General features: G+C 65.7%; 27 protein-coding genes. 18 read left to right on the top strand and 9 right to left on the bottom strand.

The genetic code is table 11. From position 1 onward, the window contains the following. Positions 1 to 4 precede the first annotated feature (4 nt). From leuD to CHB97_RS11710, 6 genes are all read left to right on the top strand, one after another. Complete coding sequence (gene leuD, locus CHB97_RS11735) at positions 5 to 613, top strand: 3-isopropylmalate dehydratase small subunit (protein ID WP_089288168.1); 609 nt, start codon at positions 5 to 7, stop codon at positions 611 to 613. Positions 614 to 634: 21 nt separating this feature from the next. Next, positions 635 to 1,843 (top strand): CaiB/BaiF CoA-transferase family protein, encoded by a 1,209-nt coding sequence (locus CHB97_RS11730; RefSeq protein ID WP_089288167.1) that lies wholly within the window; start codon positions 635 to 637, stop codon positions 1,841 to 1,843. Between the two features lie 3 nt (positions 1,844 to 1,846). After that, complete coding sequence (locus CHB97_RS11725; RefSeq protein WP_089288166.1) at positions 1,847 to 2,800, top strand: hydroxymethylglutaryl-CoA lyase; 954 nt, start codon at positions 1,847 to 1,849, stop codon at positions 2,798 to 2,800. A gap of 135 nt (positions 2,801 to 2,935) precedes the next feature. Next, positions 2,936 to 4,378 (top strand): DHA2 family efflux MFS transporter permease subunit, encoded by a 1,443-nt coding sequence (locus tag CHB97_RS11720; RefSeq protein WP_089288165.1) that lies wholly within the window; start codon positions 2,936 to 2,938, stop codon positions 4,376 to 4,378. 220 nt (positions 4,379 to 4,598) lie between these two features. Next, positions 4,599 to 5,039 carry a YbjN domain-containing protein gene (locus CHB97_RS11715; protein ID WP_089288164.1) on the top strand — a complete coding sequence of 147 codons (441 nt, stop codon included), beginning with the start codon at positions 4,599 to 4,601 and terminating at the stop codon, positions 5,037 to 5,039. A 125-nt stretch (positions 5,040 to 5,164) separates the two neighbouring features. After that, positions 5,165 to 6,340, top strand: coding sequence for a GGDEF domain-containing protein (locus CHB97_RS11710; protein WP_089288163.1), 1,176 nt, complete (start codon positions 5,165 to 5,167; stop codon positions 6,338 to 6,340). Between the two features lie 71 nt (positions 6,341 to 6,411). Here CHB97_RS11710 and CHB97_RS11705 read toward each other — a convergent pair whose 3' ends face one another. Next, entirely contained in the window at positions 6,412 to 7,176 is a 765-nt protein-coding gene (locus CHB97_RS11705) for an SDR family oxidoreductase (RefSeq protein WP_089288162.1), read from the bottom strand. Positions 7,177 to 7,359: 183 nt separating this feature from the next. On the opposite strand from CHB97_RS11705, the gene ada reads away from it, so the two are divergent. Further along, positions 7,360 to 8,424, top strand: a complete 1,065-nt coding sequence (ada, locus tag CHB97_RS11700; protein WP_244559511.1) for a bifunctional DNA-binding transcriptional regulator/O6-methylguanine-DNA methyltransferase Ada — start codon at positions 7,360 to 7,362, stop codon at positions 8,422 to 8,424. A 3-nt stretch (positions 8,425 to 8,427) separates the two neighbouring features. Here the strand turns inward: ada and CHB97_RS11695 are convergent, their stop codons facing one another. The 3 genes from CHB97_RS11695 to CHB97_RS11685 form a co-directional block, all read right to left on the bottom strand. Further along, the gene (locus CHB97_RS11695; RefSeq protein ID WP_089288160.1) at positions 8,428 to 9,153 is read right to left on the bottom strand and encodes a GntR family transcriptional regulator; all 726 of its coding nucleotides are present in this window, start codon (positions 9,151 to 9,153) and stop codon (positions 8,428 to 8,430) included. A gap of 208 nt (positions 9,154 to 9,361) precedes the next feature. Further along, complete coding sequence (locus tag CHB97_RS11690; protein ID WP_143270849.1) at positions 9,362 to 10,267, bottom strand: LysR family transcriptional regulator; 906 nt, start codon at positions 10,265 to 10,267, stop codon at positions 9,362 to 9,364. A gap of 20 nt (positions 10,268 to 10,287) precedes the next feature. Next, positions 10,288 to 11,004 (bottom strand): hypothetical protein, encoded by a 717-nt coding sequence (locus CHB97_RS11685; protein ID WP_200819904.1) that lies wholly within the window; start codon positions 11,002 to 11,004, stop codon positions 10,288 to 10,290. Between the two features lie 533 nt (positions 11,005 to 11,537). Here CHB97_RS11685 and CHB97_RS11680 point away from each other — a divergent pair. After that, complete coding sequence (locus CHB97_RS11680) at positions 11,538 to 12,788, top strand: class I SAM-dependent methyltransferase (RefSeq protein WP_089288158.1); 1,251 nt, start codon at positions 11,538 to 11,540, stop codon at positions 12,786 to 12,788. Then, complete coding sequence (locus CHB97_RS11675) at positions 12,788 to 13,141, top strand: hypothetical protein (protein ID WP_089288157.1); 354 nt, start codon at positions 12,788 to 12,790, stop codon at positions 13,139 to 13,141. Before CHB97_RS11680 ends, CHB97_RS11675 begins: the two co-directional genes overlap by 1 nt. Positions 13,142 to 13,442: 301 nt before the next feature. Here the strand turns inward: CHB97_RS11675 and CHB97_RS11670 are convergent, their stop codons facing one another. From CHB97_RS11670 to fliL, 4 genes are all read right to left on the bottom strand, one after another. Continuing rightward, on the bottom strand, positions 13,443 to 14,225 hold the full coding sequence (locus CHB97_RS11670; RefSeq protein ID WP_089288156.1) for a MotE family protein: 783 nt from the start codon (positions 14,223 to 14,225) through the stop codon (positions 13,443 to 13,445). Then, positions 14,215 to 14,715, bottom strand: a complete 501-nt coding sequence (locus tag CHB97_RS11665; RefSeq protein WP_089288155.1) for a DUF6468 domain-containing protein — start codon at positions 14,713 to 14,715, stop codon at positions 14,215 to 14,217. Before CHB97_RS11665 ends, CHB97_RS11670 begins: the two co-directional genes overlap by 11 nt. Further along, positions 14,696 to 15,763, bottom strand: a complete 1,068-nt coding sequence (gene fliM, locus CHB97_RS11660) for a flagellar motor switch protein FliM (RefSeq protein ID WP_244559510.1) — start codon at positions 15,761 to 15,763, stop codon at positions 14,696 to 14,698. Before fliM ends, CHB97_RS11665 begins: the two co-directional genes overlap by 20 nt. Positions 15,764 to 15,873: 110 nt before the next feature. After that, positions 15,874 to 16,368 carry a flagellar basal body-associated protein FliL gene (gene fliL / locus CHB97_RS11655; RefSeq protein WP_089288154.1) on the bottom strand — a complete coding sequence of 165 codons (495 nt, stop codon included), beginning with the start codon at positions 16,366 to 16,368 and terminating at the stop codon, positions 15,874 to 15,876. A 180-nt stretch (positions 16,369 to 16,548) separates the two neighbouring features. Here fliL and fliF point away from each other — a divergent pair, with 180 nt between their 5' ends. From fliF to CHB97_RS11615, 8 genes are all read left to right on the top strand, one after another. Beyond that, on the top strand, positions 16,549 to 18,255 hold the full coding sequence (gene fliF / locus CHB97_RS11650) for a flagellar basal-body MS-ring/collar protein FliF (RefSeq protein WP_089288153.1): 1,707 nt from the start codon (positions 16,549 to 16,551) through the stop codon (positions 18,253 to 18,255). Positions 18,256 to 18,257: 2 nt separating this feature from the next. Then, on the top strand, positions 18,258 to 18,926 hold the full coding sequence (locus tag CHB97_RS11645; protein WP_089288152.1) for a hypothetical protein: 669 nt from the start codon (positions 18,258 to 18,260) through the stop codon (positions 18,924 to 18,926). Positions 18,927 to 18,990: 64 nt separating this feature from the next. Beyond that, positions 18,991 to 19,308: a flagellar motor switch protein FliN gene (gene fliN / locus CHB97_RS11640; protein ID WP_244559509.1), complete on the top strand. Its 318-nt coding sequence runs from the start codon at positions 18,991 to 18,993 to the stop codon at positions 19,306 to 19,308. Continuing rightward, positions 19,308 to 20,135, top strand: a complete 828-nt coding sequence (gene fliP, locus CHB97_RS11635; protein WP_089288151.1) for a flagellar type III secretion system pore protein FliP — start codon at positions 19,308 to 19,310, stop codon at positions 20,133 to 20,135. The genes fliN and fliP overlap by 1 nt, the downstream gene beginning before the upstream one ends. Beyond that, entirely contained in the window at positions 20,135 to 20,470 is a 336-nt protein-coding gene (locus CHB97_RS11630; protein WP_089288150.1) for an EscU/YscU/HrcU family type III secretion system export apparatus switch protein, read from the top strand. Before fliP ends, CHB97_RS11630 begins: the two co-directional genes overlap by 1 nt. A 19-nt stretch (positions 20,471 to 20,489) precedes the next feature. Then, positions 20,490 to 21,509, top strand: coding sequence for a flagellar motor switch protein FliG (locus tag CHB97_RS11625; RefSeq protein WP_089288149.1), 1,020 nt, complete (start codon positions 20,490 to 20,492; stop codon positions 21,507 to 21,509). A 2-nt stretch (positions 21,510 to 21,511) separates the two neighbouring features. Beyond that, positions 21,512 to 23,071 carry a hypothetical protein gene (locus CHB97_RS11620; protein WP_089288148.1) on the top strand — a complete coding sequence of 520 codons (1,560 nt, stop codon included), beginning with the start codon at positions 21,512 to 21,514 and terminating at the stop codon, positions 23,069 to 23,071. A gap of 317 nt (positions 23,072 to 23,388) precedes the next feature. Next, positions 23,389 to 23,625, top strand: a complete 237-nt coding sequence (locus tag CHB97_RS11615; RefSeq protein WP_089288147.1) for a hypothetical protein — start codon at positions 23,389 to 23,391, stop codon at positions 23,623 to 23,625. Between the two features lie 67 nt (positions 23,626 to 23,692). Here CHB97_RS11615 and CHB97_RS11610 read toward each other — a convergent pair whose 3' ends face one another. After that, the gene (locus tag CHB97_RS11610) at positions 23,693 to 24,295 is read right to left on the bottom strand and encodes a PilZ domain-containing protein (RefSeq protein WP_089288146.1); all 603 of its coding nucleotides are present in this window, start codon (positions 24,293 to 24,295) and stop codon (positions 23,693 to 23,695) included. A gap of 198 nt (positions 24,296 to 24,493) precedes the next feature. Between CHB97_RS11610 and CHB97_RS11605 the strand changes: the two genes are divergently transcribed. Continuing rightward, positions 24,494 to 25,639: a hypothetical protein gene (locus CHB97_RS11605; protein WP_089367433.1), complete on the top strand. Its 1,146-nt coding sequence runs from the start codon at positions 24,494 to 24,496 to the stop codon at positions 25,637 to 25,639. Positions 25,640 to 25,710 lie beyond the last annotated feature (71 nt).

Here is a 25,710-nt window from a genome sequence, read left to right as displayed (position 1 = left end):
TCCCATGGAAAAATTCATCCGCCTGACCGGTATCGCCGCCCCTTTGTTCCGCGCCAATGTGGATACGGATGCCATCATCCCGTCGCGCGAGATGAAGCGCGTCTCCAAGGAAGGCTTGGGGGAGGGCATGTTCGCCGACTGGCGTTACAGCGACGTGGCGAACCGGGTGGAAAACCCGGATTTCGTGTTGAACCGGGCGCCCTTCCGTCAGGCCCCGATCCTGCTGGCCGGGGCCAATTTCGGCTGCGGCTCCTCGCGAGAACATGCCGTCTGGGCCCTGAAGGATTATGGGGTGCGCTGTGTCATCGCCCCCAGCTTCGGGGCGATCTTCCAGGGCAATTGCGTGCGCAACGGCATCCTGCCGCTGGTGCTGCCGGAACCGGAGGTGGCGGCCCTGGTGGCGGCTGCCGGCCCCACCCCGCTGACCATCGATCTGGCCGCGCTGACTGTCCACAGCGCAGACGGGCGCACGCTTTCCTTCAGCATTCCCCCGGCAGATCGGGAAATGCTGCTGGAAGGGCTGGATGCCATCGGCGTCACCCTGAAGCGACTGCCCGCCATCAAAGAATTCGAGGGTGCCTACCGTACCCGCCATCCCTGGATGTTTGCCTGATTTTGCTTTGAGGGATTTGAAATGCCGAACGATAACAGCACCGCCCCCCTGCCGCTGGCCGGGCTGAAAGTGGTGGAATTCACCCATATGGTGATGGGGCCGACGGTCGGCATGGTGCTGGGCGATCTGGGTGCCGATGTCATCAAGGTGGAGCCGATCGGCGGCGACAATACCCGCCGCCTGCTGGGGGCCGGTTCTGGCTATTTCCCCATGTATGGCCGCAACAAGCGCAGCTTGGCCGTTGACCTGAAGTCGGATGAGGGCAAGCAGATTGCCTTTGACCTGATCGACAAGGCCGATGTGCTGATCGAAAATTTCCGCCCCGGCGCCATGGAGGCGCTGGGCTTCGGGGAAAAGGCGCTGGCCGCCCGCAACCCCAACCTCATCTATTGCTCGGCCAAGGGCTTCCTGTCCGGCCCCTATGAACATCGCGCCGCCTTGGATGAGGTGGCGCAGATGATGGGCGGCCTTGCCTATATGACCGGTCCGCCGGGCCGCCCGTTGCGCGCCGGATCGTCGGTGATCGACGTGATGGGCGGGCTGTTCGGGGTGATCGGCGTGCTGGCCGCCCTGATCCAGCGCGGCACGCTGGGCCGGGGCCAGACGGTGAAATCGGCCCTGTTTGAAAATTGCGTCTTCATGGTCGGCCAGCATATGGCCCAATATGCCGTGACCGGTAACGCCGCCCGCCCGATGCCGGTGCGTATTTCCGCCTGGGCCATCTATGACCAGTTCCGCACCAAGGAAGATGAGATCGTCTTTGTCGGCGTGGTGACGGATGGCCAGTGGGTCAGTTTCTGCAAGGCGTTCGGCCTGGATGATTTCGCCGCCGATGAAACGCTGGCCAAAAATAATGGCCGCGTGCAGGCGCGTGAACGGGTGATCCCGCGCGTGCAGGAGCTTTTCCAGAATTTCACCAAGGCCGAACTGCTGCAAAAGCTGGAAGAAATCGGCCTGCCCTTTGCCCCGATCAACCGGCCGGAAGATTTGTTCGAAGATCCGCATCTGGTGGAATCCGGCGGCCTGCTGGAACTGCATCTGCCCGATGATCAGCGTTCCATCCGCCTGCCGGCCCTGCCGGTGGAAATTGACGGCAAGCGCCCGACCATCACCCATGATCTGGCCAAGCCGGGCGCGCACAGCCGGCAATTGCTGGCCGAACTGGGCTATGACACCGCCCGCATCGATGACCTGCAGGCCCGTGGCCTGATCGCCCAGGCGGAGGGTTGAGCCATGGCCGGCACCTTCATCGAAATCTCTGAGGTTGGCCCCCGCGACGGGCTGCAGAGCATCACCCCGATCATGCCGACCGAGGCGAAGAAGGCCTGGATCGCGGCAGAGGCAGCATCCGGCGTGCGGGAGATTGAGGTTGGTTCCTTCGTCCCGGCCAAGGTGCTGCCGCAACTGGCCGATACGGCGGAAATCGTGGCCTATGCCCGCACCATTCCGGGCCTGACGGTGGCCGTTCTTGTGCCAAATCTTAAGGGGGCGGAAGCGGCCATTGCGGCGGGTGCGCATAAGATCACCATCCCGCTGTCGGTGTCGGAAACCCATTCCCTGCGCAATGTCCGCCGTACCCATGCGCAGATGCTGGAAGAAACGGCGGCCATTGCCGAGCGTATCAAGGCCCTGCCAGCGGACAGCCGGCCCAAATTCGAAGGCGGGCTTTCCACCGCCTTTGGCTGCACCCTGGAAGGGGTGGTGCCGCAGAAAAAGGTGCTGGAAATCGCTGAGGCCCTGATGAAGGCCGGCTGTGATGAGGTGGGCCTGTCCGATACCACCGGTTACGCCAACCCGGCCCAGCTGCGTTCCATGATCCGCGCCGTGCGCGGTGTGGTGGGCGACCATGCCTGCAGCGGCGTGCATCTGCATAATACGCGCGGTCTGGGTCTAGCCAATGCGCTGGTGGCGCTGGAAGAGGGGATCACCACCCTGGATGCCTCGCTGGGCGGCATCGGCGGCTGTCCCTTTGCACCCGGTGCGTCGGGCAATATCGTCACCGAAGATCTGGTCTTCATGCTGGCCGCCATGGGCTTTGACACCGGCATCGACCTGGAAAAGCTGCTGGCCGTGCGGGATATCGTGAAACAGGCCCTGCCGGAAACAGAACTGTACGGCTTCACACCCGATGCCGGCCTGCCCAAGGGCTTCGTCGCCGGCGCCCCCTATCCCCCGCATGAAATGTGAGTATCAAGAGTCATGTTCCATGCCTCTTGATACTCCCTTTTTCCCTCAAGCGCCGGGCGCCGCCATCCGGCGGCTTGGCTTGCGCGCACACGCGTGCGCGGGCCGCCGGTCGGCGGCCTCCAAGGGTCATTGGGCATGACCCTTGGTTCGGGCACTGACTCTCCCCCAGCCGCCGGCCAGATGCCTAGCCGTCGCCAGATGGCGGGCTTTGGCGCCTTGGGGCTGGGCATGTTCCTGGCCATCTTGAATGTCCAGATCGTCGCCGCCTCGCTCGGCCCCATCCGCGATGGGTTGAAGGCCAGCGCCGATCAGATCAGCTGGGTCCAGACCAGCTATCTGATTGGCGAGGTGCTGATGATCCCGCTGACCGGGATGCTGACGCGCATCCTGTCCAGCCGATACTTGTTCATGCTCTCCGCCGCCGGCTTTGCGCTGGCCAGCATCGGCTGTGCCTTTGCCAGCAGCATGGAAACCATGGTGGTGGGCCGCGCCATCCAGGGTTTCATGGGCGGCTCCATGGTGCCGGCCATCTTCGTGGCCGTGTTCCGCCTGTTCCCCGATGGCAGGCGCGGCGCGGCCATGGCGGCCGTCACCGTGCTGGGCACGCTGGCCCCCACCTTCGGGCCGACGCTGGGCGGTCTGGTCACGGCGGCTTTGTCCTGGCACTGGCTGTTCCTGATCAATGTCTTCCCCGCGCCGCTGATCATGCTGATCGGCTGGTACAGCATCAATTGGGACAAGCCCGACTGGTCGCTGGCCCGCCATATCGACCTGACGGGCACGCTGTTGCTGACCCTGGCGCTGGGCGCCGGCCTCTATGTGCTGGAGGAAGGGCACCGGCATGGCTGGTTCGACAGCGTAACCATCGCCCTGTCCAGCACCGTGGCCCTTGTCTCTGCGCTGTTGCTGGGCCTGCGGCTGCGGTTTGCCCGGCATCCGGTGCTGGATATGGCGCCCTTCCGCCAGCCGCTTTTCATCATCGGCAGCTTATATTCCACCCTGATCGGGGTGGGCCTGTTCGGCACCGTGTTTTTGCAGGTGCTGTTCATGGACCGGGTGCTGCATTTCGACCCCGTCACCATCGGCGTCGTCATGGGGGTTTCCGGTCTGGCGCAGCTCGTCCTCACCCCACTGGTCGGCTGGGCCAGCGACCGGGTGGAACCGCGCCTGCTGCTGGGGCTGGCGCTGGCCTGTTTCCTGGCGGCATCCTGGTGGCTGGCTGGGGTTGGCACCGGCTGGGGGCAGGGGGATTTCACCGGCCCGCAGGTGCTGCGCGCCATCGCCATCTCCTTCATCTTCCCGCCGGTCAGTTTCCTTAGCTTCGCCCGTATCAGCCCCCGGCTGGTGCCTGATGCCAGCGGCATTTTCAATCTGGTGCGCATGTTGGGCGGGGCGGTGGCCATTGCCGGGCTGAACAGCCTGATTTCCCTGCGGGAGGCCAGCCATCTTGCCGCCGGTCTGCTGGGGCCGACAGCACTGGCCCACGCCTTTCAGGATGCCTTCCGGCTGTTGCTGCTGCTGTTCGCGCTGGCTCTGCTGGCCTGCTTTTTCCTGCCTGCCCTGAAGCGCGGGACCTGACACCAAGGGGCATGTCCCATGACCCTTGGAGGCCGGTGACCGCCGGCCCGCGGGCACGTGCCCGCGTAAGCCCGAGCTGCCGGAGGCAGCGCCCGGCGATTGAGGGAACAAGCATATAGCAAGAGCCATGATCCATGGCTCTTGCTATTAAAAGGGGGTTCCCCGTCTGCCCTGGCGGCTCTACCTTGCGCCCACAAAGCTTCGGTAGAGGATATAAGTGATGTTGGATAAGTTGCTGCGCGGCGTTGCCATCGCCGATCTTGAAACGGCCATGGAACGGCTGGGCCTGTCGGCGACGCTGGAGACGCTGCCCAATGGTGCGCCGGTGCTGCGTTCTTCCATTGGCGGGCTGGCCTTCAATGTGCGCCCCGGCGGCCTGATGCAGGCCGATGACGGGCAGCGCCATGGCGATTTCAGCTTCAATCTGATGGTTCAGACCGAAAAGCCGGTGGACGGCAATATCCTGAATGAATGGAACCGGCAGAAGCGTTTCGGCCGCCTGTTCCAGCGCGATGATTTCCTGGTGTTGGAAATGGATGTGCTGGCCGTGGGCATCAGCGGCGACCAGATTCTGGCCAGCCTGGAAATCTGGGGCCGGCTGGTGGTGGAAGTCCTGACCTTCCTGCGCACCGCGCACGCCCCTGCCGCCGGTAATTCCTGAGCCGGCGATTGTCTCTGATCCCCTTATGATGTTATCATTTCTTCGCTCAATGATTGTGGGAAATAAAATTCCCTAAAATGCATTTTGATTTGTGGGGATAGCGGGGTGCATACCCTGGGGGCATTATGAGTGTGGTGACCCTGTTGCTGGTCAATGTGCTTTTGCATCTGACGGCCGGTGTCTGTCTGTTTGTGGCGGGGCGATCATTACGGGCAGGGGCGGCACTGTCCCTGTGGGGGCTGTCGAACTTGGTCTATGCGGCTGGGTTCATTGTCCTGGTCCAGCGCCCCTCCCCCAGTCTGGATGCCTATTTCAGCCTGGGCGGTAATCTGCTACTCGATTTGGGGGCGGCTATCGCCTTTCTCAGCCTGCATCGCTTGCTGGGCGGTTCCAGGCGTGATCTCTGGCCGCTGCTGCCGGCGGCTTTGCTGTCGCTGGGCAAGGTCGCCTTCACGCTGGCGGTGGAATATAATCTCTCCCTCAATATCGTGCTGGGCTGCCTGTCGCGGGCCTTGCTGGCCGGGATGGGCAGCTGGCTGTTGCTGCGCCGGGCGGAGCCCTGGCTGCGCCCGGCTGCCTGGATGGTGGCGGGTTTCCAGTTGCTCTGGGTGTTGCTCCTGCTGGTCCGGGTGGTCTGGCAAACGGCTTGGGCGCTGCGGCCGGATGCTGCTTTGCTGGGGTCGCTGACCGATCCGACCTCTGCCATCTCCCTGCTGCTGCGGTCGGTCATCACCTTCACCATGACGGTGGGTTTTCTCTGGATGATTGGTCGCCGGCTGGAGGCGACGCTGGTGCGGCAGGCGACGGAGGATCCGCTGACCGGGGTGGCCAACCGCCGTGCCCTGTGGGAAAAGGCGGAACGGCTGATCGGCCGTGCCGCTTCACGGCGCGCGCCGCTCAGTGTGCTGATGGTGGATATCGACCATTTCAAAAGCGTCAATGACCGTTGGGGCCACGGCATGGGTGACCGGCTGCTGAAGGCGGTCGCGGGGGCATTGACCGACGGGGTGCGGACCGGTGACATGGTGGCCCGCGTGGGGGGTGAGGAATTTGCCATCATGTTGCCCGATGCTGATGCGGCCACGGCGGCGGCCGTGGCGGAGCGGGTGCGGGCGGCGGTGGCGCTGTTGCAGGTGGAGGGGGATGAGGGGGCTTTGTCCTGCACCGTCAGCATCGGCCACGCTACCCTTGCCCCCGGCCTGCCCTGGGAAAGGCTGATAAAGGCAGCGGATGAGGCGCTTTACAACGCCAAACGCGGCGGCCGCAACCGGGTGGAGGCCGCCGCCGCCCCTGTCGCCTGAGGACAGGGAAACCAAGGGGCATGTTGATGCCCCTTTGAGGCCGGCGACCGCCGGCTGAGGACAAAACAGACTCACCCCCGCGTGATGGACACCCCGCCATCCACCAGCAGGCTGGTACCGGTGACGAAGCTGGCGGCATCCGATGCCAGATAGAGCGCCGCCTGGGCGATTTCCGCCGGGTCCGCCAGCCGTTTCAGCGCGTGGAGCCCCTCCACGAACTGCCGTGCTTCCGGCGTGGCTGCCGCCGCCCTGCCCATGGGCGTGTCGGTGCCGCCGGGCAACAGGGCATTGGCGCGGATCTTATGCGGCCCATATTCCGCCGCGATCACCTGCACCAGCCCGCCCAGCCCCGCCTTGGCGGCCGCATAGGCGGCCATGCCGGGAAAGCCCACCGTATGGCCGACAAAGCTGGAGGTGAAGATCAGCGATCCGCCGCCGCGTTCCAGCATGGCCAGAACCTGATAGCGCGCGGCCAGGAAGGCGCTGGTCAGGTTGACATCCAGCACATGGCGCCAATTCTCCAGGCTCAGGCCCGCCAGCGGTGCGGTCTCCCCCATGGTGCCGGCATTGTTGAAGGCGATGTCCAGCCCGCCGAACCGCTCCACCGCCATTTTCACCGCCGCCACGGCCGTTGCCTCCTCGGCCACATCGCCGGCGACCAATGCCGCCTCGCCGCCCGCCGCGCTGATTTCCGCCGCCAGTTCGGCCAGGGCGGCTTCCCGCCGGGCGACAAGCACCAGCCGGGCGCCTTGCCGGGCGAACAGGCGTGCTGCCGCCTGGCCGATACCGGAACTGGCACCGGTGATGATGGCGACCTTGCCCGCAAGCTGTGTCATGTTTGCTGATCCCTTGTTGGTTTATGGTCAATGAAGGCGCGACCATGGCGGCAGGGACGGCCCCGCCGCGCTCCGTTTTTTGCCCTGGAACTGCGGCGGGGGATTTGAGAGCAAGCGGCGGAGTGGGGGGCGGGCAGGGGCCTGCTATGACAGTGGCCATGACAACGCGAAGGAATGCCAGCCATGACCGACCAGCCCGCCCGCATTGAACAAGACCCCCGCTGGGCCCAGCTGCTGGCCCGCGATCCGGCGGCAGAGGGGCAGTTTTTCTATGGGGTGAAGACCACCGGGGTCTATTGCCGCCCCACCTGCCCGTCACGCCTGCCCAAGCCGGGCAATGTCAGTTTCCATGCAAGCTGTGCGGCGGCAGAGGCGGCGGGCCTGCGTCCCTGCCGGCGCTGCAACCCGCGCGGTCCGTCGCTGGCCGCCGCCAATGCCGCCATCGTGGCGGAAGCCTGCCGCCGGATCGAAGCGGCGGAAACCCCGCCCCGGCTGGACGATCTGGCGACCCAGATGGGCTGGAGCCCGTTTTACTTTCACCGCCAGTTCAAGGCCGTCACCGGCCTGACGCCCAAGCAATATGCCACGGCGCAACAGGCCCGCCGGGTGCGGGCCGAACTGACCGATGCCGGGGGCAGCGTCACCCGCGCCATTTACGAGGCCGGTTTCAACGCCAACAGCCGGTTTTACGAGAAATCCGACCAGTTGCTGGGCATGACCCCCACCCGGTTCAAGCGCGGCGGCCAGGATGTCTCCATCCGCTTTGCCCTGGCCCAGTGCGCGCTGGGCGCGCTGCTGGTCGCCTGTTCGGACAAGGGCATCTGCGCCATCACCCTGGGGGATGACCCGGATGCGCTGCTGCGTGATCTGCAGGACCGTTTCCCCCGCGCCCATCTGGTGGGTGGGGATGGCGAATTTGAACGGCTGGTCGCCCGCGTGGTGGGCTTTGTCGAAGCACCGCGCCTGGGGCTGGATCTGCCGCTGGATGTGCAGGGGACAGCCTTTCAGCAACGGGTCTGGCAGGCCTTGCGGGAAATCCCGGTGGGCCAGACCGCCAGCTATGCCGACATCGCCGCCCGCATCGGGGAGCCCAAGGCCGTGCGCGCTGTGGCCCAGGCCTGTGCTGCCAACAAGATCGCCGTGGCCATCCCCTGCCATCGCGTGGTGCGCCATGATGGCAATCTGTCGGGCTATCGCTGGGGCGTGGACCGCAAACGCGCTTTGCTGGCGGCGGAGGCGGAGGGGTGAAGCTCAGTGCTCCCCCCGCTCCCGGCTGTAACTCATGGAGTAAACGAAGCGGTCGGCGGGGTGGACGGTTTCGCTGGCCAGGAACAGATGCCCCTGGGCATCGAGATAGAGCCGCCGGGTCAGCAGCGCTGCACTGCCCGTGGCCGTGCCCAGCAACTGCGCCAGCAGGCTATCCAGCACAATGGCGCTGATCTGCTGGTCGATGCGGCTGGCGGCCACGCCAAACCGCGCCTCAATGGCATCGGCCACGGTGGCGGCGGCCACGATCTCCCCCGGATCGGGCGCGCAATCACCCCGGATCAACATGCGGGTCAGGCCCACCGTCTTGGCACCATTGCCACGCCGGCCGCGCAGTTCGCGCCATTGCGCCGGGTCCACCTGGATGGTGGCGGCCAGACCATCGGCGGGGGCGGGGCCGTAATAGATGACGCCCAGCCGGGCGCTGCGCACATATTGCAGAAGGTCTTGAAAGCCGCCCAGCGGCTGCACGAACATGGCCGGCTCCGGCGGGGCTGTCACCACCGTGCCGGCGCGGCGCTTGCGGCTGACCAGCCCCTCATCGGTCAGCAGGCGCAGCGCATCGCGCACCGTGTGGCGGGAAATATCATACAGCGCGCACAGCTCATGCTCGGTCGGCAGCGTATCGCCCACCTTATAGGTGCCATTGCCGATCTGGGCCCGCAGCATCTGGGCAATCTGCTGATAACGCGGGGCGGCACCGCTGGGCATGGGGTTTTCCTTTTTGGGTTCAGGGGGGCGGGAGATTATTGTTCACTTTCAAAAATGGAGTGCCTCCCCCGCGAAAGCGGGGGTCCAGGGGCCAAGGGCACGGAAGCGTTGGTTCCTGTGTCCCTGGACCCCCGCTTCCGCGGGGGAGGCATGGAGGAGCAAACGGCCAAGTGAGTGCTGATCCGCGGCGATCCCGCAAAATATCCACTCACCCACCCCCCGCCATCTCCCGCAACCGCCCCGCCTCCTGGCGCAGCAGGTCGATCATCTCCGTTTCCACCGGTGTCAGGGTGGCGCGGCGGCGGCGCAGCAGCACCAGCGGCGTGGTCCAGCGCCCATCCGCCAGATCGCGCCCCACCAGTCCTGGCACCCCTTCCACCATGGAATGCGGCAGAATGGCCAGCATGTCGCTGCTGCCCAGCATCTGCATCCCGAAATCGCTGGTACTGGTGGAAATGCGCGGCTGAATGGGTTGGATGCCGGCATCAATAAAATGCTGGTCCACCCGTTCATCCAGCCCGTCCGGCAGCTTGCCGAAAATCCAGTCGGCATCGGCCAGATCGGCGATGGAACGGGCCGCTGCCAGCTTGGGGTTGCCCACACGCCCCACCACCAGCCAGCGTTCATCACCTAAGCTGGTGGCCATGATCTGCGGGTCGATGCCGGGGATGCCGGTGGTGACGGCCAGATCGATCTCCCCCGCCAGCAGCAGCCGCACGAAATGCGGCGCCGTCCCCGGCTCCACCTTCAGCACCAGGCGCGGGAAGCGCCGCAACAGGGCGCTGACCGCGTGCCGCCCGATCCCGGACGCGGCAATGGGGCTGAGGCCGATGGCAAATTGCGTGGTGCTGCGCCCCAGCGCCACATCCACATCGCGGCGGAAATGCGCCACCTCCGCCAGCACATTCTGGGCGCGGCTCAACAAGGCCTCGCCCATGCGGGTCAGCATGATGCCCTTGGGCGTGCGCTCCAGCAGGGCTACGCCCAATTCGCCCTCCAGCCGGGCCAGACTTTTCGATAAAGCCTGCTGGCTCAGGCCCCGTTGACGGGCCGCCAGGGTCAGGCTGCCCGTCTCCACCACGGTGAGGAAATATTCCAGATCACGCAGTTCCATCGGGGCCTGTGCCTGCAAGGTCAGATCGGCTTCACCGTGCCCAGGAAGGCCATGGTGATGATGCCGGCCCAATAGAAATAGGCAAGCTTGCGGGAAAACGCCATGGCCGAGCCCATCTTCTGTTCAACAGCCGGATTGGGGCCGCCCGACACCAGCTTGCGGAAATCCGTCACCCAGTCGCGCATCACGAAACGCAGGATCAGCCCGATGATCAGCAGGCCGGAGAACAAGGTGGCCTTGGCGGCATACCAGTGTGCCGTGAAGGGGCCGCCGGTCACCAGACTATAAACGCCGGTCAGAAACAAAGCCGGGATGACGAAATACCGGATCGCCTCATCCAGCTTGGTCAGCAGGATGCCCAGATCGCTGCCGCGCTGGAAGAAGGCGGTGAGCGTCAGCGACAGCCAGCCGGCGACGAAAATCCACATGCCCACCAGCCAGGGGCCGCCCAGCGGCTGCACACCCAGATTATTGCCCATATGCAGCCCCAGCGGCAGCAGCAGGATGATGCCGGTGCGGGCCAGAATATCGATGCGGTAGGCGGTTTCCATATGGCGCAGCCGCTCATCCAGCGGCAGGTCGGGCCGCGCGATATTGCGCGCCGCGTTGAACACGCCCCATTCCCCGCCCAGCCAATAGGCCATGGCGATGATGTGCAGCCAGCGCAGCACCAGATGTTCATCCAAATACATACCCAGCAGTTCCATGACCCGATCCTGTTCCTGTTGAACGCTCATGGGGCTTGCCGCCCCCTTTCAGGGTCTGTCTGAGAGATTTTGCTTTGATATCAATAACTTGCCACCAGACCGCACCCATAGGCGCCGACGTCGTCCCTTGGAATGGTGCCTTCCCCGCGAAAGCGGGGATCCAGGGGCCACAAGACCAACGCTTCGGTCCCCTCGGCCCCTGGCCCCCCGCTTTCGCGGGGGAGGCAAGGAGGGTGCAAGGGACGACGTCAGCGCCTATGGGCGAAGGGCGCGGTGACGGTGAAGTTGAAAGCAAAGAGACCTTTCCAGACAGACACTGAGGGGCAACCCCATTTGTCCTGACATATTCCGAACTTCTGGCTGTGCTGTCCAATCACGGCGGGGAAAATCGGCACAAAATTCGGTTGTGAATTGACCGAACATATTCGTACACACAAACAAAATTTGTAGTGTTTGACAATTGGATGTGGAGCAAATCCCGCCATCCGGCCCTAGGCTTGCCCCATCCCAGCGATCAGCCCCGGCCCTCGACGGCCGGGGTCGCAAATAAGGAGGCTTCAAGCATGGATGGTTCGGGTAACATTACCGATGCACGCGCCCAGGCGGCGTTGGCCGCCTATGACGGCCCGCCGGATTACCGCGTGGTCGGTCAGCATGGCATCTATCCCAAGGTGACCCATGACGAGATTGAACGGTTCAATTTCCTGGCCCAGATGAACCGTTTCCTGGCCGGCAAGGTGATGCCGGGCGTGAAGACCGCTTTCGACAAGCGCGTCGCCCCCACCTTCAAGGCGGAGCACAGCCGCGATTTCAAGGATCGGCATGAGGTGCGCAAGGCCCTGGCCAAGGATCCCTATTGGCAGCTCTGGTCGGCGCTGCGCCGTTCCACCATGGAAACCCGCCAGCAGGCCGGCCGCTGGGTCACCCTGCGCCAGCGGGAAGAGCTGGCGGAGCGCGCCGCCGCCCTGATCGGCGCCGATACCGACCGGCTGGTGCTGGACCCGGATCTGAAGCTGCCGCGCTATGTGGAAGCCATCGACCATCATTGTATGCCTGGCAGCTATCACACCGAATATGGTCCGGGTGATGTGGCCAATGCCGCCAATTATGATTGCGGCCTGTTCGCCACCACCGGCGGCATGTTGGGCCGCTTCAATGATGGCGGCGGTCAGGCCGTTGCCCGCTGGGTGAAGAAGAACCTGCCAGACTTCCAGCCCAAGCGCATTCTGGATATTGGCTGCGGCCTTGGCCACAATGTGCTGCCCATCGCCCAGGCCTATCCGGATGCCGAGGTGGTGGCCGTGGACGTCGGCGCGCCGATGCTGCGCTATGGTCTGGCCCGGGCGCAGAGCCTGGGGGTGAAGAATGTCACCTTCGTGCAGGCCAATGTGGAAAGCCTGCCCCAGTTTGCCGATGGCAGCTTCGACTGGGTGCAGTCCACCATGTTCCTGCATGAAACCAGCTACGCGTCCATGCAGCGCATCTTCAAGGAAAGCCATCGCCTGCTGGCGCCGGGCGGCATCGTCGCCCATGTCGAACAGCCGCAATATGCCGCCACCATGCCGCTGTTCGAACAGGCCATGCGTGACTGGGACGCCTTCTATAACGCCGAACCGTTCTGGACCAAGATGCACGAGTGCGACCTGGATGCCTGGCTGGTTGCGGCTGGATTCTCGGCCGACAGCCTGATCCATGGCGGCGTCACCGCCGTGGTCGATAAGAGCGTATTCCCCGACGCCGCCGAGGATGAGGGCGAAGATTATGGCCGCAAGGCCGCCTGGCACGTGGTTGGTGCCCGCAAGGAGGTGAAGTGATGTCCGTCCAGTTCGCCCTGTCCGCCGCCTCCGCCAAGCCCACCGGCAAGCGCCCGCGTTTCCTGGAGAATTGGGAAACCGAACGGCTGTTGACCATCACCATGGCGCTGGCCACCGAACTGTCGGTGACCCGCCAGCGCCTGGATACCTTGGAGCGCCTGCTGGCCGCCAAGGGTGTGGTTGCCCGCGATGAGGTGGAGACCTTCACCCCCACCAAGGCCGAAGCCGCCGAACGTGGCCTGTGGCAGCAGGAATTCCTGACCCGTATCCTGCGCGTGGTGCAGCAGGAAGCCGAGGCCATCAACGCCACCGATGACACCAGCGAGAATATCGCGGACGAGTTGGCCTCGTAAGGGGTGGGCGGGGGCAGTTGCTGCTGCTCCCGCTTTCTCTGGGGGCGTCTCGGGCTTTCTCGCCCATGGGCGCTAAGTTAGTCCTATTTGCCCCTCCCTGCCTCCCCCGCGAAAGCGGGGGTCCAGGGGCCAAGGGCACGCAAGCGTGGTTCTTGCGGCCCCTGGATCCCCGCTTCCGCGGGGAAGGCACCTTATTCCAAGGGGCTAAGTTAGCGCCGCCCTCATCCGCCTTTATGAAGCCGCACCACACCCACCCAAAGGGGCTGCTCCCGCATCAGGCGGGAACAGCCCCTTTGGCGTTTCACGGCCGCTCCGCCGTCTGCGTCGTGGCACGGGCGCGGCTGTTGCCGGCGGTTTTGCTGCCGGGGCCGTTGCGGTCGGCCGGCAGCAGGCGGCGCTGGGCCATGGTGCGGGTCAAGCTGTTGACCTTGGCGGCATCCATTTCCGCCAGAATGGGGGCGGAGCGGCGTTCCTGCATCAGATCCATCAGATCGACCAGGATTTCCGCATCGGTTTCATTCAGCAGCCGGGCGGCATCCTTGGGCTTCATGCTTTCATAGATGGCCACCAGCCGTTGCAGATCGGCCTTGGCCATGCTGGCGCGGCGGTCCAGCAGGCCGGTCACTTCCTTGCCGGCAGCCTCCAGCCGGGCCAATTGTTCGCGGGCCTTGGCCTCTGCGGCGGCCAGCATCTGCGCCCGCACCTCCAGTTCCGCCCGGCGCTCGGCCAGGGCCTTGCGCTCCGCCGTCAGCATGTCGGCCAGCCCTGGCTCACAGACAGATACATTGGCCAGATTGGCGTTGCCGGCGGCGGGCGGACGGGCCAGCAGGTCGGTCACCCCGGTATCGCCAGTGCTGTTGGCGGAGGCAGCGGCCGAAGCCTGGGCTGTGGCCGGTGCCGGGCTGGCGGCGGCCTGGGGTTTTTCCTTCACCGGATCATCGCCGAACGCGGCCACCGACGCGGCATAAAGCGGGGCGGCCAGACCGCAGATGGTGATCATCACCGGCAGCAGGCGCGGGCGCGGCAGCTTGGCCGGCCAGCCCTTTGCCAGACCCTGGCCCAGCTTCTTGGCATCAAAGCGCACGGAATGTCTCCCGGAACAGGCGCAGGGCGGCGGCACGGTCGCCCTGATCAAGGGCGGCGGCCGGGCGGGCGGGGCCGCGCTGCTGCGGTGGGACTTGCTTGCCCGGTTTGCCGCGCTTGGCCCCTTGCGGGGACGCCGGGTTCGGCTGTGCTGTCACCGCCGCCGCCCCCGCTTCCAGCCTTGCCAGCATGGCGGCAATCTCGGCGGTGGTGGCATCGATGGCGGTCTTCATCCGGTCCGCCTCTTCCAGGGAGCGGCCGAGATCGCCCGCCAGTTGCTGGGCCACGCCGCGCATGGTGGTGATGGCCTTTTCCGCCCCATCCACCTGATCGGAACAGGCACGCAACAGGGTGCGCAGTTCCGACTGTGCCCCGCGCATCGCCGTCACCTTCTCGTTCAGGCGCACCAGATAGAACAGGGTGCCGAGAAACAGCGCCGCCATGGCCAGATTGATGAAGGGGGACAGCGCCTCAACGCTTGAGAAGACCATGGATCACCTCATCCTGGCCGCCCAGGTCGGTTTCGATGCGGATGGCGATGCGGCCATTGCGCTGGCCCATTTCGCCGGCGAACATCTGCACATGGCCACAGGTCAGCGTGGCGCGGGTTTCCGGCCGTGCATCCAGTTTCAACTGGGTGCCGGGCTTCCAGTTCAGGATATCGGCCAGATTGACCGTGGCCTGCCCCAGCACGGCGGACAAATCCACATTGGTGCGGCGCAGTTCCGATTTCAGATGGGTTTCCCACATCGCGTCACGGCCGAACTTTTCGCCCATGAATTGCTGCAACAGCACATTGCGCACCGGCTCCAGCGAGGCGTAGGGGATCAGCAGGCTCATGCCCCCTGACCGCCCATCCAGCATGATGCGGAAGGTGACGGCGACGGCGGCATTATTGGCCCGGGTGATGGTGGCGAACTGGGGGTTCGTCTCTATCCGTTCCGGTGCGAACTGCACGACGGTCAGGGGGGCGAAGGCCGCCGACAGGTCGCGCAGCGCCATCTTGATGGCGCGTTCGGCCAGCGCGCGTTCGATCACCGTATAGGGGCGGCCATCGATGGGGGCCGGTTCGCTGCGCCGCCCGCCCAGCAGGATATCGACGATGGAATAGATCAGCTCGCTATCCACGGTCAGCAGCAGGGTGCTGTCCCATTCCTCCGCCTTCACCACGGTGATCAGGGAGGGCAGCGGCACCCCGGAGAGAAAATCGCCAAACCGCACCGAGTCCGGGGCCTCCGCCGTCACTTCCACATTGCCCGTGGTCATGTTGCGGAAGGAGGAGGAGAGCAGGCGGACCAGCCGGTCGAAAATCACGTCCAGCATGGGCAGCCGGTCGTAATTGACGAAACTGGAATTGACGATCTGGTCAATGACGCTGCGGGGCGCGGCACCGGCGATATCGTCGAACTGCAAAAGGCGGTCGATCTCCTTCTGGCTCAACATCTTGTCGCCTTCGCTGCCCAGCATGGATTCCCAGGCCAGGGCATCATTGCCGCCGTCGCCACCCTCTTCCATGCCCGGCATCTCGGTATCGCTCATCGCCGATCTCCCTCCATTATTCCCGCCCCTCAATCGCCGCCGCCAACATCACGAGCGGCGCGGCGGCCGTCGCCGCCGGACACGAGCGGTCAAAATATTGACCGCTCGTGTCATTGCAGGATCAAGGTGCGCAGCAGCACGCCTTCCACCGGCAGCGGATCGGCCAGCAGGCGCACCCGGCGCAGGATTTCCGTGCGCAGCGTTTCCACGCCCAGCCTTCCTTCCAGATCATGTTCATCCAGGCCGCGCAGGTAGGATTGCAACCCATCCACCAGCACCGGCGCCATGGCGGCCAGCTTGGCATTATTGTCCGGGGCCACCTGCAGGGTGACGCCGATCTTCATCAGCCGCACGCTGGCCGTGCCGCGCAGATTGACCAGCATTTCCGGCAGGGTGACGAACTGGGCGGCCGTGGCTTCCCGTGCGGCCTGATCGGCGGCCTGCTTGTTATCTTCCAGCGCCGTCAGCCGCCCGGCCGCCAGCCCCAGCACGCCGCCCGCCAGCCCGACACCCACGATCACCATCAGGCGCCGCCGGTCCGGCGTGGCCGCCTTGGCCGGCGGGGGCAGACGCTTTTCAAGTCGATCAAATGTACTGTCAGTCATCGTCGATCCCGCCGCAGAAGATACAGGGCAATTCCGAAGTATTTTCGTGAATTTGTCTGAACTTTTTCCGTCGCCGTTTTTACGCCCGTTAAAAGTGCCTCGGCTAAGGTTGCGTCCAGGTCACGGGCTGAACATAGCCGCGGCCGGTTTCCAGAAACGTTAAAGAGCCGAGGCACCAGCGTGGCGAAACTCCTTCAGAACCTGACGGCGTTGGGACCGAAGCGGCTGGCCCTGATGGGCGTGACAGCGGCCCTGGTGCTGCTGGCGGTGGGGCTTGTCGGCTTCACCGTGACCCGTCCCACCATGGGCGTGCTCTATGCCGGGCTGGACGATGCGGAGGCCGGGCGCATCCTGGCGCAGTTGCAGACCATGAATGTGACGCACGAGGTGGGCGGCGGGGCCGGCGTCATCCGCGTGCCGGTGGAACAGATCGCCCGCATCCGCATGGAACTGGCCCAGCAGGGTCTGCCCAGCGCCGGCGGTGTGGGGTATGAGCTGTTCGACAGCCAGGGCGCGCTGGGCATGACCTCCTTCATGCAGAAGATGAACCGGCTGCGCGCGATGGAAGGCGAACTTGCCCGCACCATCCAGACGCTGAACGGCGTGCGCTCGGCCCGCGTGCATCTCTCCCTGCCGGATAATGAGACGTTCCAGGCCCAGACCGCCCCACCATCGGCCTCCGTCGTGGTGCGCACGGCAGGGGCGGGGCTGGAACGGTCGCAGGCGCTGGCCGTGCGCCATCTGGTATCGGCTGCCGTGCCGGGGCTGCGGCCGGGCAATGTCACGGTGATGGACGGGTCGGGCGTGGTGCTGGCCGCCGAGGATGGGGCCGCCGACGGCATGGCCCTGGTGCGGGCCGAAGAACTGCGCGCCAGCACCGAACAGCGCCTTGCCCGCGCGATTGAGGAAATTCTGGTGCCGAAATTCGGCCCCGGCAATGTGCGGGTGCGGGTGGCGGCTGAACTGGATCTGGGCCGCGAAACCCTGCGCGAACAGACCTATGACCCCAATGGCCGTGTCGAACGCTCGGTGCAGACGGTCAGCGAGCGGGAAAATTCCAGCGACCGGCAGACGGAAAAGGCCACGACGGTGGAACAGAATCTGCCGCTGGAAAATGTCAATGACGCGCCGGCCACCGGGTCACGCTCCGACACCGCGCGGGAGGAGGAGACGACCAATTACGAGGTCAGTTCCAAGCTGCGCGAACGGGTGCAGGATGCCGGCGATATCCGCCGGCTGGCCGTGGCCGTGGTGGTGAACGGCACCTACGTGGCCGGCGGCAACGGGCCTAGCACCTATCAGCCGCGCAGCGAGGCTGAGCTGCGGCAGGTGGAAAATGTCGTGCGCACCGCCATCGGCTTTTCCGAAGACCGGGGCGATCAGGTGACGGTGGAAAACCTGCAATTCCTGGAAGAACCGGTGCCGGCAGAGGTAGCCGCCGCCGTGGCGGCAGCGGATGAAAGCTGGAAGCGTTATCTGCCCTGGGGCATCGCCGCCCTGGCGGTCACCTTGCTGGTGGTCATGGCGCTGCGCCCCTTGCTGGGCCGCGGACTGGCCCCGACCCCGGCCCTGGCCGGCGTGCCGTCCGACATGGCGGGCGATGGCGCCCCGCAACTGACCAGCGAGGCACCTGCCGCCGCCCCGCAGATCGCCCCGCCGCCCAATACCGCCGTGGCCGCCGCCGCCCCCGCCAAACCGGCAGCGGAAGAGGATGAAAATGAAAGCGGCATGTCGCTGGAAGAGGAGATGGACAGCCTGATCGACCTGCGGTCGGTGGAAGGCGGGGTCAGTGCTGCCGCTCTGCGCCGGCTGGCCGCCATGGTCGACACCCATCCCGAAGACAGCGTGAACGTGCTGCGCGGCTGGATCTATGAAGGGAATTCCTGATCATGCGGCCTTTCCTGTTCAACATGCAGTTCCCGGCCGACAGCATCGGCAATGATCCGGCCAGCCCGCCGGAACAGCCCCCCGCCTTCCATATGGGCGGCTTCACCGAAGAAGACCTGGAGGCGGTGCGCGACCGCGCCTTCAAGCAGGGGCTGGAAGTGGGCGCCCGCGACGGGTTCGAACGCGGTCAGCAGGCCCTGCGCCAGTCGGTGGAAGCCCAGCAGACCCAGGCGCTGGCCGCCGTGGAAGCAGCCCTTAACAGCGCCGGCAGCCGGCTGGATGCCCTGTGCAGCAAGCTGGAACAGGATACGGTGCGGGTGGTGACGGCGCTGGTGGGAAAGCTGGCCCCGCCGCTGCTGGATGCGGTGGCGGAAGCAGAGCTGGACAATCTGCTGGCCGAGGTGATGGTGGCCGCCGTGGGCCGCCCGGTGCTGGACCTGCGGCTGGCCCCGCCGGCCGCCGAACGGCTGCGCCCGCAGATCGACGATCTGGCCGCCAAGGCCGGATTCCGGGGCAAGATCAACATTATCGCCGATGCGACACAGCCGGCGGGTGCCGCACGCGCCGACTGGGGCACCGGTGGGGCCGAACACAGCCCGCGCAGCCTGGAACGCCAGTTGGGCGACGCCGTGGCCATCGCCATCAGCCGCCTGACCATCGCCCGCCCCTGACGGGCGGGACAACGCACTATCCCGACCAGACAACCGCCAACCGGCATTGACAAAGGATCAAACCATGGTCGCACAGCAGGCGAATTTCCCCCCCGCCGGTGACGAAGAAACGGTCGCCCCGCAGGACCGGGACGAATTGAAGGCCATCTTCAACGTCCCGGTCAATGTGCAGGTGGTGCTGGGCAGCACCACCATGCCGGTCAGCCAGTTGCTGAAACTGGGCCGGGGTGCGGTGGTGGAACTGAACCGCAAGGTGGGGGAAGCCGTGGATGTCTATGTCAATGACCGGCTGATTGCGCGCGGCGAGGTGGTGATTGTCGATGAGGGCAATCTGGGCGTCACCATGACGGAAATCGTCAAGGCCGAGCTTGGGCTGATCTGATGCAATCCCCCCACCGTTCAGAAGGACGGCCCCTGAAACCGCCCCCGGCCGATGGCGGCTTTGGCTGGATCGGGGCGTTCGCCCTGGCCGCCGGTCTGGCCCTGCTGCTGCTGGCGGGGCCGGCGGATGCCCAATCGATCACGCTGGATGCCGGCACGGGGGGCGCCTCCTTCTCCGGCCGGCTGGTGCAGATCATGGCGCTGGTCACGGTGCTGTCGGTGGCACCGGGCCTGCTGGTGATGGTGACCAGCTTCACCCGCATCGTCGTGGTGCTGTCGCTGCTGCGCTCCGCGCTCGGCCTGCAGCAGACGCCCCCCAACATGGTGCTGGTGGGGCTGGGCCTGCTGCTGACCGCCTATATCATGGGCCCCACCATGGACCGCGCCTGGACTGACGGCGTGCAGCCGCTGGTGGATGGCCAGATTACCGAGGAACAGGCGCTGGAACGCACGGTGGACCCGTTCCGCCAGTTCATGAAAACCCATGTCCGGCCCAAGGATCTGGACGCCTTTCAGGCCTTCAGCCAGCTGGCCGGATCGCCCACCACCAAAGGCCCGGAGGCCGCCAAGGCGGAACCGGGCCTGCGCACCCTGGTGGCGGCCTTCGTGATTTCCGAACTGCGCCGGGCGTTTGAAATCGGCTTTCTGCTGTTCCTGCCCTTTCTGGTCATCGACATGATCGTCGCCGCCGTGCTGATGGCCATGGGCATGATGATGCTGCCGCCGGTCGTCATCTCCCTGCCGTTCAAGATCATCTTCTTCGTGCTGGTGGATGGCTGGCTGCTGGTGGCACAGAGCCTTGTCCGCTCCTATGGCGGGGGCGGTTGATGGGGGATGATCCTGCCTGCCGCCCCGCCCCGCCGCGCGGCACCGCCCGCGCCGCCGCCCTGCACTATCGCCAGGGCGACGATGCCCTGCCGCGCATCGTGGCATCGGGCCGGGGCGCGGTGGCTGAACGCATCGTCGATCTGGCCTTTGCCCATGGCGTGCCGGTGCGGGAGGACAGCGATCTGGCCGCCCTGCTGGCCAGTGTGGAGCCGGGCAACGACATCCCCCTTGAGGCGATGATGGCCGTGGCCGAAGTGCTGAGCCACCTTTACCGCCTGAATAACTGGCTGGGCGCCGATGCCGCCCCGCCTCCTTCCCTTCCCGACAGCGTCTGATCCGCCGGAGGTTCCGCCCATGTTGAAGGTACGCAGCGATTATAAAAGCCTGAACGGGATCGAGAAGGCCGCCGTCATTCTGCTGGCATTGGGGGAGGAACGCGGTTCCCGCCTGATGGAACGGCTGGAAGATGATGAAATCCGCGAAGTGTCCTATGCCATGGCGGGCCTGGGCACCGTGTCGGGCAAGATTGTCGAACGGCTGATCCGCGATTTCACCGAACGGTTCGCCGGTACGGGCGAACTGGCCGGCACCTTCGATACCACCGAACGTTTCCTGTCCAAATTCATGAACGGGGAACGGGTGCAGGAAATCATGGCCGACCTGCGTGGTCCCGCCGGCCGGACCATGTGGGAGAAGATGAGCAATGTGAACGAGCAGGTGCTGGCCACATATCTGCGCAACGAACATCCCCAGACCATCGCCGTGGTGCTGACCAAGATCAGGCCCGAACATGCCGCCAAGGTGCTGGGCCTGCTGCCCGCCAATCTGGTGCAGATGGTGGTGGCCCGCATCATCAAGATGGAAGCCGTGCCGCGCGACGTGCTGGAGGATGTGGAAAAGACCCTGCGCAGCGAGTTCATGGCCAATTATGTGCGCACGCTGGGCCATGACAGCCACGCCATCATGGCGGAAATCCTCAACCGCACCGACCGGGGCGTGTTCGATATGATCATGGACCCGCTGGAACGCCGGATGCCGGAAAGTGCCACCCGCATCAAGCAACTGATGTTCACCTTCGAGGATCTGGCACGGCTGGACCCGCAGGCCATCCAGGTGCTGATCCGCAATTGCGAGGGCGACCAGTTGGCCTATGCGCTGAAGGGGCTGGATGAGGGGATGCAGAACCGCTTCCTGTCCAACATGTCCGAACGCGCCGCCAATATGGTGCGTGATGAGATCGAAATGATGGGGGCAGTGCGCGCCCGCGATGTGGAAGAGGCGCGGCTGGGCATTCTGAAAACCGCCAAGCAACTGGCCGATGCCGGGGAGATCATCATCACCAACAATGACAGCACCAGCCAGCTGGTCTACTGACCATGGCCGCCGGGGATGCCTTTACCGGGCCGCAGCCGGTCGGGCCCATCGCGGGCAGTGCCGGGGTGGGGGGTGTTGCCGGCCCGCTGGTGCGGCCGTTGCCCAGCCTGCCGGTGCAGGCCACCATCCTGTCCCGCCCGCCGGACCTGCCTTCGGTGGGGATCACCCAGCTTGCCGGCACCATCGGTGCGGCCTTGCCGGATGGGGAAGTGCCGCTGGCCACCAGCCTGGGCACGGTGCTGCTGCGTCCCCTGCCGGGGGCCTGGCCGGCCGATCTGGCGCCGGGCAGCAGCGTCAATATCACCCTGGGGCCGGGGGCGCGGGCCGGCAATCTGGAGGTGACGGGGCGGCCGCCCGCCGCCGCTGCGGCCACCGGGGCCGATGGCCATGCGGTCAATCCCCCCGTCACCAGCACCAAGCCGCTGGATAATGCCGCCGTGCTGCGCGGGTTGCTGGCCGGGGCCAATGGCACCTCCCCGCAGCAGCCGGTCATCCCTGGCCTGCGGGCCAGCCCGGCGGCGGTGCTGGCGGCCGGCACGGCGGGGCAGCCCATGCCCACCGCCCCGCAGACGGCCAGCCTGTCGGCGGCCAGCGGCGCCTTGCTCTCCAGTGCCGGCAGCAACCAGCCGCGCCCGCTGGCTGCCGCCATCCAGGCACCCGGCCCGGCGGCAGCACCCCCGGCCAGCCTGGCACAGTCCCCGCAGGCCGTGGCCCAGGTCGCCCCCGACAGCGGGCCGGCCACCCAGGATCTGCTGCGCCATGCCACCCCGCAGGCCCCGCTGGCCGGGGGCGGCAAGGCGGCACTGCCGCCGGGAATGGCCGCGCCGCTGGCAGATGATCTGGTGGTGGACAAGGGCAAGACCGACAGCGCGCCAGCAGCACCCCGCGCCGATCAGGCCCTGGCGGCGGCCCTGGCCCAGCCGGGCATGATGGCGCGCATGGCCGCTTTCATGCCGCGCCCCGACCGCTTGGGTGGGCTGGCCCTGATGCTCTATCTGTTCGGGGCCCGCAATGGCGGGGTGCGGGCGTGGCTGGGCGATGACCAGCTTCAGCATGTCACCAAGGGGGAGGCGGCGGCCCTGGCGGAACTGGATCAGGCCATGGTGCCGGTGACGCGGCTGGCCGGTGATGGCCAGGGCTGGACCAGCCTGCTGGTGCCCTTCATGGAGGGCGACAAGCCATCGGTCTTTCTGCTGGCCACGCTGGGCGGGCTGGTGGTGCCGGTGGAACGCGACCGGCCGGGCCAGGACCAGCCGGCGCGGGAGACGGGAGAGGAAGGCCCGCCGACCCTGCCGGCCAGCGCCTTCACCCTGGGCGTCCATCTCAGCGAATTGGGGGCGGTACAGGTGCAGGGGCTCTGCCTGCCCGGCCGCCTGTCGCTGGAGATCACCATCGCCGCCCTGCCCGAACCACCCGACCGGGACGCCTTTGCCGAACGGCTGCAAATCGCCCTGGCCCGGGTTGAACCCGGCAGCCATGTCCGCCTGCGTTGGGGCCACCCGCCCCTGGTGCCGGACCTGATGCCGGGTGGCGCCCAGCCGGTGATGGAACGGCGGGTTTAGTGTCTGTCCGGAAAGGTTTGTTTGATTTCAATTACACCGTCACCCATGCTGCGGCCGGGGTCCAGGTTCGTAGAGCGAAGCGCCCTTTGAGTCTGGACCCCGGCCGCAGCATGGATGACGGAGGGGCGGGACACCGCACGCAAAATCGCAAGGCCGCCAACAGCCCCACCCCCGAATATGAATCAAATTTAACCCAATTTTATTCAAGCCCCACCCGCACTTTTAAAGCGGCTTTAACCCGGTTCGTATCAAATTTTAGAAAAATAAGCTGTGGCGAAAACCACACCGACCATTGACCGAAACCGAAGGAGTGTAGAATGCCATTGGCCGATTCCCTCCAGTCCGAACTCCACATGTTGCTGGACAGGGCCGCCTCTTTCAGCGACGAGCGGGCGCTGGCCCGTCTGCACCAGATGCTGACATGTCTGGCGGAAGGGGCTGAACTGGTGGATTACAGCCTGGATGTGCCCGATGGTCTGGGCCATATCCCGGCCTTGCAGCGTGCCATCCTGACCCAAAGCCTGTTGAAGGTGGAAGCAGCCGGCTGCTGCTGACCAAAAATGACGCCCTGAAGGGTGTGCTGACAACCCGTCCTTCCCGGCACAAGTCGGGAACCGGCGGTCAGCCCTTCGCGGCGGGCGGGGCTTTTAATCGGCTTTCCGCTGCTTCCAGATCCGTCCAGAATTCCTTGAACAGCTCCACCCGAAGCCCATAGCTGCCGTCGCGCTTGGCCGTATCGGGGTGGAATTTGCGGGCAAAGGCCGCTTTCAGCGCCGAGATTTCCCGCAAGGCGCTCACCGCCTCTTCCCGCGCCGTTGTGGCTGTGACCACGGGCTTGGGCTTTTCGGCTTCCGCCGCTGCCGGCGGGGTCGCCTGCACACCATCGGCGATGAAACGGGCCTGGGCCGTTGGCTGAAAATAGGCCTGGATGCGCCGGGCCACCGGCACATCCAGACAGACATAGCTGACCGCCATCTGGCCCCGGTCGGGATGGGTGCGCACCACGCGCAATTCCGCCGGAAAGGCGAAATGCTGGGGCCCCGCCATCAGGTCGATCTCAGCCGACAGGCGGCTGCCCCGCTCCGGCAATGGCCCCGCCGCGGCCAGCAGCAGGCCGTTCTGGCTCCAGTTCAGCAGGCCGAACGGCTGGCCCGCGATCAGCGCCTGCCCGTCGGTCACAGGCTCCCGCAACTGGCGGCGCCTTTCAAAAAATTGACTGCGCATGGGACAGGTCCACCCGACAAGGGCCTGTGGAAGGAAGGCGGATACCGGCACAGTAAATCGCCGCTTGGTTAGGGGAAGATTAAGGTCAGCCCCGACCGCGCACAATCCATCCGAACGGATGGGGCATACCGGGGCATACTCGTTTCAAGGGCGGGAATTTGTTATAGAATACGCCCACATGGGCGACAGGCGATGCGGATGCTGACCGGGACCGAAGGTTTATTGCAGCTATTGGCCGAAGGACAGGCATCGGGCACGGCGGTGCTGATCGATCTGCGGGCCGTGCCCCACGCGGAAAACCCGCTGTTCCGGCAATCCATTGTCGCCCTGGTGGACCGGTTCGCCGCCCAGTTCCGGCCGGAAATTGTCGATATCGGCCGTTTTGCCCAGGTCTATCTGTTTCAGGACCGTTCGGCCGATCCCTTCATCGCCAAGTTGAATGCCGTGGCGGCCGATTTCGCCGACCAGCATATGGCGGCCCCCCGCGTCGGCGTGTTTCGCCTGCCGGCGGAAGGGGCCAAGCTGGCGGCGCAGTTGCGCAAGGCGGCACCCCCGGCGGAAAAGCAGGCCGCCAGCGCCCCGCCGGCCCTGACGGCGGTGGAGGCGCAGCAACTGGCCGCCATCCACAAGCTGGCAACCTATGAACAGGTGCTGGCCGGGGCCGATGTGTCGGCGCTGATCCGCGAATCACCGGTCTGGCGACTGGAAGACGGGTACTGGAACCTGCATTTCAGCGAGGTGACGGTCGCCATCGACAATCTGGAACGCGCCGTCGGCACGCCGTTGCGCCGCGACCCCTGGCTGTTGCAGCAGATTTCCCCCATCCTGGACCGCCGGGTGATCCGGCATTTTCAGCATGAACATGCCCGCCTGTTCCGCGCCCATTCCATCAATCTGAAATGCGTCACCGTGGTGGATGCGGTGTTCCATGAATTCGTGCGCGAACTGACCTATGACCAGCGGCGCAACCTGATCGTCGAACTGTCGGTGCTGGACAGCGACCTGACGGAGGACACGATCAATGAGGCGGTGGATGTGCTGCGCCTGTGGGATTGCCGGGTCGCCATCGACCAACTGTCGCCGCGCAACACCGATGCCGGCTTCCTGCCGCTGAAATCGGTGGACCTGCTGAAGCTGGACATCACCCGCCTGCATGTGGATGAGGCGGGGCGGCTGCCCGCCCTGCCGGATTGGATGGTGCAGTTCGGTGTGGAGCGTATCGTCGCCGTGCATCCCCATGATGATCAGGTGATTGCCGCCTGTCTGGCCCTGGGCCTGCGCATGATCGAACGCCGGGACCGCCCGGCGGTCCCGGCTGACCGGCGGATGTTGCCGGGGCGGTAATCCCCCCTGTGGCGCAGCGGTGACACTGCACCTGAATGCCATGGCATGTTATTGAACGCTATTGCGGCTGA

Origin of the sequence: Azospirillum sp. RU38E, assembly GCF_900188385.1 — a bacterium.
In the GTDB taxonomy this organism is placed as follows: domain Bacteria; phylum Pseudomonadota; class Alphaproteobacteria; order Azospirillales; family Azospirillaceae; genus Niveispirillum.
This window is presented reverse-complemented; position numbering and strand designations above follow the sequence as displayed.